Here is a 9,862-nt window from a genome sequence, read left to right as displayed (position 1 = left end):
GTCCAGCAGCTTCGAGGTCGGCACCACCACCTGCCTGGACCAGATCGTGCGCGGCCACGTCGGCCACGAGAGCCTTGCGCCCGGCGGCGATTCGCTGCTCTCGGCGCTGTACCGCAGCGGCCTGTGTTCGGCGACGGCGCACAGCGCCGGCGGGCGCGAACTGCTGGTGCCGCGCATCGACCGCATCGGCCACCCGATCGACGCCACCGGCCAGCCGGTGCGCCCGCTCACGCTGCTGGGCGTGCCGACCGAGGGCGTGACCTACTTCAACCACTACGTGCCGTCGCCGAAAAGCCGCTCGCACGTGTGGGAGCGCGTGCAGGCTGCGCTGGACGGCGCGCTTGCGGAAAAAGTGGCATCCTCCGCGTCCTGATCACCCACAACATGGAGACAACAATGGAGCGATTGAATCGCCCGGCGACACTGTTCGCCGCGGTCCTGTTCGCCTGGAGCGGCGTCGCGCAGGCCGCCTCGGTGGCACCCGCGGCCGCCGACAACGGCATGGTCGTCACGGCGCACCGACTCGCCACGCAGGTCGGCGTGGACGTGCTGAAGAAGGGCGGCAACGCCGTCGACGCGGCAGTCGCGGTCGGCTACACGCTGGCCGTGGTCTACCCGGCCGCCGGCAACCTGGGCGGCGGCGGCTTCATGACCATCCAGCTGGCCGACGGGCGCCGCACCTTCTTCGACTTCCGCGAGAAGGCGCCGATCGCCGCCACCGCCAACATGTACCTGGACAAGGACGGCAACGTGGTCAAGGGCGCGTCCGAGCGCGGCCACCTCGCGGTCGGCGTGCCCGGCAGCGTGGCCGGCTTCGAGGAAGCGCTGGCCAAGTACGGCACCATGAAGCGCGCCGCGCTCATCGCGCCGGCCATCCGCTACGCCGAGAAGGGCTTCGCGCTGGACCAGGGCGACATCGACCTGTTCGCCACCGCCACCGACGACCTGAAGCAGGATCCGGCGTCCGCCGCGATCTTCCTGAACAAGGGCATGCAGCCTTTCGCGTCCGGCGACACGCTGGTGCAAAAGGACCTGGCGCACACGCTCAAGATGATCAGCCGCAACGGCCGCGACGGCTTCTACAAGGGCCCGGTGGCCGCCGCGCTGGTGGCCAGCAACCAGGCCGGCAAAGGCATCATCACCCAGGCCGACCTGGACCAGTACAAGCCGCGCGAACTCAAGCCGGTGGAATGCAACTACCGCGGCTACGGCGTCGTCTCGGCGCCGCCGCCCAGCTCCGGCGGCGTGGTGATCTGCGAGGTCCTGAACATCCTCGAAGGCTATCCGCTGAAGGACCTGGGCTTTCGCTCGGCAGAGGCGGTGCACTACCAGATCGAGGCCATGCGCCACGCCTACGTGGACCGCAACAGCTACCTGGGCGACCCGGACTTCGTGAAGAACCCGCTGGACCGGCTGCTGGACAAGGGCTATGCGGCGCAGATCCGCGCCGCCATCGACCCGAACAAGGCAGGCGTGTCCCAGGCCATCAAGCCGGGCGTGGCGCCGCACGAAGGCATAAACACCACGCACTACTCCATCGTGGACAAGGCGGGCAACGCGGTGTCGGTGACCTACACCCTGAACGACTGGTTCGGCGCGCGCGTCACTGCGGCCAGGACCGGCGTGCTGCTGAACAACGAGATGGACGACTTCACCGTGAAGATCGGCGTGCCGAACCTCTACGGCCTGGTGCAGGGCGAGGCGAACGCCATCACCCCGGGCAAGCGGCCGCTCAGCTCCATGAGCCCGACCATCGTGACAAAGGACGGCAAGCCGGTGATGGTGGTGGGCACGCCGGGCGGCAGCCGCATCATCACGCAGGTGCTGCACACCATCCTGAACGTGGTGGACTACGGCATGAACGTGCAGGAAGCCATCGACGCGCCGCGCTTCCACCAGCAGTGGCTGCCCGAGACCACCGGCGTGGAGAACTTCGCGCTCAGCCCCGACACGCGCAAGATCCTCGAAGGCATGGGCCACAAGCTGGCCGCACCGCCGCCCCCCGGCCACCTGGCCGCCATCCTGGTCGGCGCGCCTTCGCTGGGCGGCAAGCCGGTCGGCACCAAGCGCTTCTACGGCGCCAACGACCCGCGCCGCAACACCGGCCTGGCGCTCGGCTACTGACGCTGCGCACGCATGAAAAAAGCCAGGGCGATGCCCTGGCTTTTTTCTTGGGGGAACCGGATGCGGCGGCGTTCAGCGGCTGCCGCCCTGGCCGCCCTTGCCCTTCCCGCCTTCGGCCTGGGTGCCGCCACCCTGGCTGGCACCGCCCTGGTTGCCGCCGCCCTGGTTGCCGCTGCTGTGGGAAGCCTGGCCGCCCTTGCGGCCGGCCTCGCGCGCCTCGTCCGAATCGAACTGGTGCGCTGTGCCGCGCTGGTGGGCCGCCTTGCCGCCCTTGCTGCCGGCCACCCGCGCCTCCTCGGAGGTGAACTGGTGGGCAGTACCCTTCTCGTGGGCGGCCTTGCCGCCCTGGCTTGCGATTTCGCGCTGGCGCTCGGGGTCCATGGAAGCGAAGCCGCGTCCGGAGCTCCCCTGCTTGCCACCGCCCGGGTTGCCTTGCCCGTTGTTGCCTTGGTTGGCCTGGTTGGATGCCATTGGTCACTCCTAGTCTGCATGTCACTGAACCGTGGGCCGGCATGGGCCGGCCTCAAGTTCATTGAGCCGCGCGGACTGCGCGGCGGCAGTCGGCGCATCCGTGATGGAGGCGTAGGAAGGGACCGATGGCGCGCAGGACTCAGGCGGCCACGCTGTCCACGTGCGGCCGGCCCCAATGCCGGTGCCGGGCGATCGCGGCGATGAACTCCTGGGCGAGTTGCTGGCGCGTGCCGGGCTCGTTCTTGCCGACCACTACGCCAGGCAAGCCGGCCGGGTTGTTGTCGAGCTCCGGAATCTTCAGCAGCTGCGCACCCTCGCCGATCACGCAGATCGGCTTGCAGTGGCGGTACGCCTCCATCACGAAGTGCACGGCCGAGCCATTCGCCATCAGCTGCTGCGCGCTGGTGGCGCCGCCGGGCACAAGCACGGCGTCGAACAGCACCGACGACGTGGCGAGCAGCGCATGGTCCACCGGCAGCTGCTGTCCCGACGACGAGGCCACGAAGCCCAGGTTGGGCCCGATCACGCAGGTGACGGCGCCGGCGTCCTGCAGCGCCTGCTGGATCACTTTGAAAGCGCCCAGCTCCACGCCCGGCGCGACCAGCACCGCCACCCTGCGCGTGTGGATCGCGCCGCCCGCGGTGTCCATGCTGAGCGCGGCCGATGTTTCCACCAGCTGCTTGCGCCGCAGCTCACGAAAGCCGGCGCGGCCGGCCGCCGCGCGCGGGTCGGGCAGGTCGATGCCCAGCGGTTCGGCCACCTTGCGGGCCAGCCGCGCATCCACGTGCGCCAGGTTGTCGACCACGCGCTGGCGCACCGCGGCGGTGTCCACGCGCGACAGCTCGTATTGCAGGGCGGCGACGATCTGGTCGCGCTCGGCCGGGCTCTGGCTGTTCCAGAACAGCGAGGCCTGGCTGAAATGGTCGTCGAAGTCTTCCGGGCGCCGGCGCAGCTTGGCCGGATCGCCGGGCTCGGCCGTGCTCTGGAAGCCCTGCTGGCCGCCATCGACGCGAAACTCCGCACCGTTGGCCAGCGTATGCGGCTCGTAGGCCACGCGGCCCTTGCCGATGGTGTTGCGGCCGCTGCCGTCGCGCTGGAAGTTATGCACCGGGCACAGGCTTTTGTTGATCGGCAGTTCGCTGTGGTTAGGGCTGCCCAGGCGCCAGCTCTGCGCGTCGCTGTAGGCGAACAGGCGGCCCTGCAGCAGCGGGTCGTTGCTGAAGTCGATGCCCGGCACCACGTGGCCCGGGTTGAAGGCCACCTGCTCGGCTTCGGCGAAGAAGTTGTCCGGATTGCGGTTGAGCACCAGTTTGCCCACGGTGAGCACCGGCACCAGTTCCTCGGGGATCAGCTTGGTCGGGTCCAGCAGGTCGATCGGCAGGCTCTCGGCCTTGGCTTCCTCGATGAGCTGCACGCCCAGCTCCCATTCGGGGAAGTGGCCGTGCTCGATCGCCTCCCACAAGTCGCGCCGCAGGAAGTCCGGATCGCGCCCGGCGAGCTTCTGCGCCTCGTCCCACAGCAGCGCATGGCGGCCGAGCTTGGGTTTCCAGTGGAACTTGACGTAGTGCACGGCGCCGCGTGCGTTGACGAAGCGAAAGGTGTGGACGCCGAAACCGTCCATCATCCGCCAGCTGCGCGGCAGCGCCCGGCCCGACATCAGCCACATCAGGGCATGCGTGGTCTCTGGCACCAGCGACATGAAGTCCCAGAAGGTGTCGTGCGCGCTGGAGGCCTGCGGCATGTCGTGGTGCGGCTCGGGCTTGGCCGCGTGCACGAAGTCGGGGTACTTTATCGCGTCCTGCACGAAAGCCACCGGCATGTTGGCGCCCACCAGGTCGTAGTTGCCTTCGCGGGTGTAGAACTTCACGGCGAAGCCGCGCGCCTCGCGCGCCGTGTCGGCCCCGCCGCGCGCACCCATGGCGGCGGAAAAGCGCACGAACACCGGCGTGCGGCTGCCCACGTCCTGCAGGAAATCGGCCTTGGTGTATTCGCCCAGCGGCCGCGTCAGCTCGAAGTAGCCGTGCGCCGCGGCGCCGCGCGCGTACACCACGCGCTCGGGGATGCGCTCACGGTCGAAGTGGGTGAGCTTCTCGCGCAGGATGAAATCTTCCAGCAGCGTCGGTCCGCGCACGCCCGCCTTCAGCGAGTTGTGGTTGTCCGGAATGGGCACGCCCTGCTGGGTGCTCAGTTGGCTCTCGGCCGCCTGCGTGAAGGCTTCCAGCTGCTTGGTCTTGGCGCCGGCGCTGTCGCTCGCCTTGGCTTTGTTTCGGGTGTCCGGTCGGGACTGGGCCATCAACGGCTCCTGTGGGATTCGGGAACGACGCACGACACCAGGCCGCGCCGCGCGGGCCCGTTGCCGCGGCAAGGGTCATTGCAGCTCGAAGTCCAGAGCGGCTTCGAGGATGCGGGCAAGCGTGGCGAGGGCGACCGCACCGGCAGCGCCGGCGGTGCACCAGACCAGCCACTCGGGGACTGCGGACAGCACTTCCATGTCGATCTTCCTTGCACGCGAGCTTGAAGCCTTGATTGGAACAAACGCCTGCAGAGTCAACCGTAGCCGCTCAGCGGGACGGTTCGTCGGCACGCAAGACAATTGCATGTAGGAGCCGGCTGGCGATGAGCAGGCTGCGGCGGCGTCCTACCGCCGGGCGCCGCACCGGCATGGAACATGGGGACAAAGGACACCTCCATGCAGACATCCAACAGCCGCGACAAACCGACCGAAGGCGAGACCACGCCGGTGCAGGGCGAGACGCAGCAGCCCTCGCTGAAGCAGCCGCACGAGCGCGACGAATCCGCCAGCAGCCAGGCGCCCGACGAGCCCAGCGGCAAGCGCCTGGGCCAGATCGCGCATGCCAGCGTGGCGCAGGGCCAGGTCGACACCGACAAGGGACCGGCGCTGGATGCGGCCTACGACAAGGTGCGCGAAAGCACCTCGCAGCCCGACAAGCAGTTCAGGCGCTGAAGGCCGTTCAGGCGCGGAGCGCGGCGCGCATGGCGTCGACCACGGCCTTGTAATCCGGCTTGCCGAAGATCGCGCTGCCGGCCACGAAGGTGTCGGCGCCGGCGCTGGCCACGCGCGCGATATTGTCGGCCTTGATGCCGCCGTCGACTTCCAGCCGGATGTCCTTGCCGCAAGCATCGATGCGCTTGCGCGCCTGCTCGATCTTGCGCAGCGCCGAGTCGATGAAGCTCTGGCCGCCGAAGCCCGGGTTCACGCTCATGATCAGGACCAGGTCGATGTCCTCGATCACCCAGTCCAGCACGTCCAGCGGCGCGGCGGGGTTGAACACCAGCCCGGCCTTGCAGCCGCGCGCCTTGATCGCCTGCACGCTGCGGTGCACGTGGGCCGACGCGTCGGGATGGAAGCTGATGTAGTCGGCGCCGGCATCGGCGAACGCCTGCGCCAGCGCATCGACCGGCTGCACCATCAGGTGCACGTCCACCGGCACCGGCACGCCGGCGGCGGTTGTCGCCAGCGGCTTGAGCGCCGAGCAGATCATGGGGCCGAAGGTGAGGTTCGGCACGTAGTGGTTGTCCATCACGTCGAAATGGATCCAGTCGGCCCCGGCGGCGATGACCTTCGTCACCTCCTCGCCCAGGCGGGTGAAATCGGCCGAAAGGATCGATGGTGCGATGCGGTGCTGCTGCGTCGTGCTCATGCGCGAATTGTCGCCGACCGGCAGGGCCAGGCCCTCGGGTAGCATTCGGGCCATGGCCAAGTACCAGTTCAAGGTGGACGCGCAGCCCCAGTACCTGCCCGAGCAATCGGCGCCGGACCAGGGCATCTACAGTTTCGCCTACACCATCAGCATCACGAATACGGGCGAGCTGCCGGCGCAGCTGATCTCGCGCCACTGGCTCATCACCGACGCGCGCGGCCAGGTGGAGGAAGTCAAGGGCCTGGGCGTGGTGGGCCACCAGCCGCTGCTCAAGCCCGGCGAGTCCTTCGAATACAGCAGCGGCTGCCGCTTGCGCACCCCGAACGGCACCATGCACGGCCACTACTTCTGCGTGGCCGAAGACGGCGAGCGCTTCGAAGTCGAGATTCCGCCGTTCATGCTGGAAGACGGCGGCAGCCGCGTTCTGCATTAATTTCCCAGGCGCTGCCGAGCCTCTCTGTCAAGGGCCTGACCGCCCGATGGCGATGCGTCCTTGTCCTACGCAGACAAGGTCTCACGGCACCTACAGTCCGCCGCGGAGGGCACCTCTATGGATGAAGTGATGGCCATCTGGGCCGAGTGGCTCAAGCCCTCGGCCGGCCTGCCCACCGTGCAATGGTCGCTGCTGCTGGCCGTGGCCGCCGCCACCGGGCACCTGCTGCAGCGCCACACCGGCCTGCCCAAGGTGGTGGGCTATTCGCTGGTGGGCACGCTCGCCGGGCTGGCCGGCTTTTCCGGCGCGGCCTGGCCGCTGCAGGGCGTGGCGCTGTTCCTGCTGGAACTAGGCGTTTCGGTGGTGCTGTTCGAGGCCGGCGGGCGCATTCCGCTGCGCTGGTTCCGCCACAACCCCATGGTGCTGCTGCAAAGCATCCTCGAATCGGCGTTCACCGCGCTGGCGGTGTACTACATGCTGCGCTGGATGGGCGTGCGGCCCTCGGTGGCCGAGGCGGTCGCGCTGATCGCGATGGCGTCGGCGCCGGCCGTGCTCAGCCGCGTGGTGATGGACACGCGCGCGGCCGGCCCGGTGACCGAGCGCGCGATGGTGCTGGCCACGCTCAGCACCTTCTATGCGCTGACGCTGGTGAGCGCGCGCGCCGGCGTGATGCACCGCCCGCCCGACACCTTGTCCACCACGCTGTATCCGGTGGCCGTGGTGCTGGGCATCTCCTTCGTGGTGGGCGCGCTGCTGGCGCTGCTGCTGCGCATGGCGTTGCGGGTGATGAGCCCGACCAGCGAGAACACCTCCATCCTGCTGGTGGCGCTGGTGGCGGCAGGCACGGCGCTGGCGTCGCACTTCGGCGGCTCGGCGCCGCTGGCCGCGCTGATCGGCGGGCTGATGCTCAAGCAGCTCAATCCGCGCCCCTGGGCCTGGGCGCGCCAGCTCGGCACGGCGTCGTCGCTGCTGACCATGCTGATGTTCGTGCTGGTGTCGGTGGTGGCGGCCAAGGCCGACTGGAACCCGGCCGTCGCAGGGCTCGTCGCCGCGCTGGTGCTGGCGCGCGCGCTGGCCAAGATCTGCGGCGTGGAACTGGCGCACTGGGGCAGCGGCATCAGCTGGCGCCAGGCGTTCTGGACCGGCTGCGCCCTGTCGCCGATGTCGTCGGTGGCGCTGCTGCTGGTGCTGCAGTTCATGTCGTCGTCGCTCACGCTCGGGCCCCGCATCGCCAGCATCGCGCTGCCGGCCATCCTGCTGATGGAGATCCTGGGCGCCATCGTCACTACCTTCGCGATCTACGAGGCGGGGGAAGGCACCCGCCCGTGGCCGCAGCGCGCGGCGGCCAGCGGCGTGCCGACGACGCAGGCGGGCGAGCTGCGCACGGAGCCGCGCGGAGACCTGCATGGATAAAGGCCTGGAAGAACGCGTGGGCCAGGCGCGCGAATTGCCCCTGGTGCTGGAGCCGTTCCAGCACTCGCAGCCGCTCACGCTGGGCGTGGAACTCGAGCTGCAGCTGGTCAACACGCACGACTACGACCTGGCGCCGTTCTCCAGCGAAATGCTGCGCCTGATGTCGAAGATCAAGCTGCCCGGCGCCGTGGTGCCGGAGATGACCTCCAGCATGATCGAGGTGTCCACCAGCGTGTGCCATTCGGCCTCGGAGGTGCTGGGCCAGCTCACGCAGATGCGCGACGCGCTGGTGCGCAGCGCCGACAAGCTCAACATCGCGGTAGTCGGCGGCGGCACCCATCCCTACCAGCAGTGGCACGAGCAGCGCATCTACGACGGGCCGCGCTTTCGCCAGCTGTCCGACCTGTACGGCTACCTGTCCAAGCAATTCACCATCTTCGGCCAGCACGTGCACATCGGCTGCCCCGACGCCGACGCCGCGCTGCTGATGCTGCACCGCATGTCGCGCTACATCCCGCACTTCATCGCGCTGTCGGCCAGCTCGCCCTACGTGCAGGGGCAGGACACGCAGTTCGATTCGGCGCGCCTGAACTCGGTGTTCGCCTTCCCGATGTCGGGCCGCGCGCCCTACACGCTCAGCTGGGACGAATTCGGGAAATTCTTCGCCAAGACCACGCGCACCGGCGTGGTCAAGAGCATGAAGGACTTTTACTGGGACATCCGTCCCAAGCCGGAGTACGGCACGATCGAGATCCGCGTGTTCGACACGCCGCTGACGATCGAGCGCGCCACCGCGCTGGCCGGCTTCGTGCAGGCGCTGGCGGCCTGGTTCCTGCACGAGCAGCCGTTCGTGCCGCAGGAGGACGATTACATGGTCTACACCTACAACCGCTTCCAGGCCTGCCGCTTCGGGCTGGACGCGGTGTACGTGGACCCCGCCAGCGGCGAGCACATGCCGCTGCGCGAGCACATCGTGCACACGCTGCGCCGCATCGACACGCACGCGCAGGACGTGGGCGCCACCACCGCAATCGACATGCTGCGGCTGGCCGCCGACCTGGGCGCCAACGACGCGCGCTGGCTGCGCGAGACGCAGGGCCGCGAGCGGCTGCTGGCCGAGGTGGTGCGGCAGGCGGCCGTGCGGTTTCGAGGCGCCCGGGGTTAGGCTGCGTTCAAAATCGGCTGTCCGCCTCTGCTCTGGTCATGACCGAATTCGACCTCATCGCCCGATTTTTCAAACGTCCCGCCGTGCGCAGCCCGCTCGGCGTGGGCGACGACTGCGCGCTGCTGCAACCGGCCCCCGGCATGCAGCTGGCGGTGTCGACGGACATGCTGGTCGAGGGCCGGCATTTCTTCGCCGGCACCGATGCGCGGCGGCTCGGGCACAAGGCACTGGCCGTCAACCTGAGCGACCTGGCCGCCTGCGGCGCGCGGCCGCTCGCCTTCACGCTGGCACTGGCCTTGCCGCAGGCCGACGCAGCCTGGCTCGCGCCGTTCGCCGACGGCCTGTTCGCATTGGCCGATGCGCACGGCTGCGAGCTGGTGGGCGGCGACACCACGCGCGGGCCGCTCAACATCTGCATCACCGTGTTCGGCGAAGTGCCGGCCGGCGCGGCCCTGCTGCGCAGCGGCGCTCAGGCGGGCGACGACGTCTGGGCCACCGGCACGCTGGGCGACGCACGGCTGGCGCTACAGGCGCTGCGCGGCACGCTGGCGCTGCCCGCCGACGTGCTGCTGGCGGCGCGCGCGCGGCTCGAAC

Annotated in this window: 11 protein-coding genes; 7 read left to right on the top strand and 4 right to left on the bottom strand. The window is 69.3% G+C overall.

Features of this window, described 5'->3' with window-relative positions; translation table 11 throughout:
• A partial coding sequence (locus H0U68_RS10495; RefSeq protein WP_296355296.1) for a hypothetical protein occupies positions 1-373 on the top strand: 373 nt, incomplete at its 5' end.
• Positions 374-396: 23 nt separating this feature from the next.
• Positions 397-2,124 (top strand): gamma-glutamyltransferase, encoded by a 1,728-nt coding sequence (gene ggt, locus H0U68_RS10490; RefSeq protein ID WP_296355294.1) that lies wholly within the window; start codon positions 397-399, stop codon positions 2,122-2,124.
• A gap of 72 nt (positions 2,125-2,196) precedes the next feature.
• On the opposite strand, the gene H0U68_RS10485 is transcribed toward ggt, so the two are convergent.
• From H0U68_RS10485 to H0U68_RS10475, 3 genes are all read right to left on the bottom strand, one after another.
• Positions 2,197-2,595 (bottom strand): KGG domain-containing protein, encoded by a 399-nt coding sequence (locus H0U68_RS10485; protein WP_296355292.1) that lies wholly within the window; start codon positions 2,593-2,595, stop codon positions 2,197-2,199.
• A gap of 139 nt (positions 2,596-2,734) precedes the next feature.
• Positions 2,735-4,888 (bottom strand): catalase, encoded by a 2,154-nt coding sequence (locus H0U68_RS10480; protein ID WP_296355290.1) that lies wholly within the window; start codon positions 4,886-4,888, stop codon positions 2,735-2,737.
• Between the two features lie 75 nt (positions 4,889-4,963).
• The gene (locus H0U68_RS10475) at positions 4,964-5,086 is read right to left on the bottom strand and encodes a hypothetical protein (RefSeq protein WP_296355288.1); all 123 of its coding nucleotides are present in this window, start codon (positions 5,084-5,086) and stop codon (positions 4,964-4,966) included.
• A 198-nt stretch (positions 5,087-5,284) separates the two neighbouring features.
• Here H0U68_RS10475 and H0U68_RS10470 point away from each other — a divergent pair, with 198 nt between their 5' ends.
• Positions 5,285-5,560 carry a hypothetical protein gene (locus H0U68_RS10470; RefSeq protein ID WP_296355286.1) on the top strand — a complete coding sequence of 92 codons (276 nt, stop codon included), beginning with the start codon at positions 5,285-5,287 and terminating at the stop codon, positions 5,558-5,560.
• A gap of 7 nt (positions 5,561-5,567) precedes the next feature.
• Here the strand turns inward: H0U68_RS10470 and rpe are convergent, their stop codons facing one another.
• Positions 5,568-6,257: a ribulose-phosphate 3-epimerase gene (rpe, locus tag H0U68_RS10465; protein ID WP_296355299.1), complete on the bottom strand. Its 690-nt coding sequence runs from the start codon at positions 6,255-6,257 to the stop codon at positions 5,568-5,570.
• Between the two features lie 52 nt (positions 6,258-6,309).
• On the opposite strand from rpe, the gene apaG reads away from it, so the two are divergent.
• From apaG to thiL, 4 genes are all read left to right on the top strand, one after another.
• Complete coding sequence (gene apaG, locus H0U68_RS10460; protein WP_296355284.1) at positions 6,310-6,690, top strand: Co2+/Mg2+ efflux protein ApaG; 381 nt, start codon at positions 6,310-6,312, stop codon at positions 6,688-6,690.
• Positions 6,691-6,807: 117 nt separating this feature from the next.
• On the top strand, positions 6,808-8,103 hold the full coding sequence (locus tag H0U68_RS10455; RefSeq protein WP_296355282.1) for a cation:proton antiporter: 1,296 nt from the start codon (positions 6,808-6,810) through the stop codon (positions 8,101-8,103).
• Positions 8,104-8,143: 40 nt separating this feature from the next.
• A complete protein-coding gene (locus H0U68_RS10450; RefSeq protein ID WP_296355298.1) occupies positions 8,144-9,268 on the top strand; it encodes a YbdK family carboxylate-amine ligase in 1,125 nt (374 codons plus the stop codon).
• A 38-nt stretch (positions 9,269-9,306) separates the two neighbouring features.
• The coding region (gene thiL, locus H0U68_RS10445; protein WP_296355280.1) for a thiamine-phosphate kinase at positions 9,307-9,862 on the top strand (556 nt) is incomplete at its 3' end.

Source organism: Ramlibacter sp. (assembly GCF_013697775.1).
Taxonomy (GTDB): Bacteria; Pseudomonadota; Gammaproteobacteria; order Burkholderiales; family Burkholderiaceae_C; genus Ramlibacter.
The sequence above is the reverse complement of the archived record's forward strand: the minus strand, read 5'-3'. Positions and strand labels throughout refer to the sequence as shown.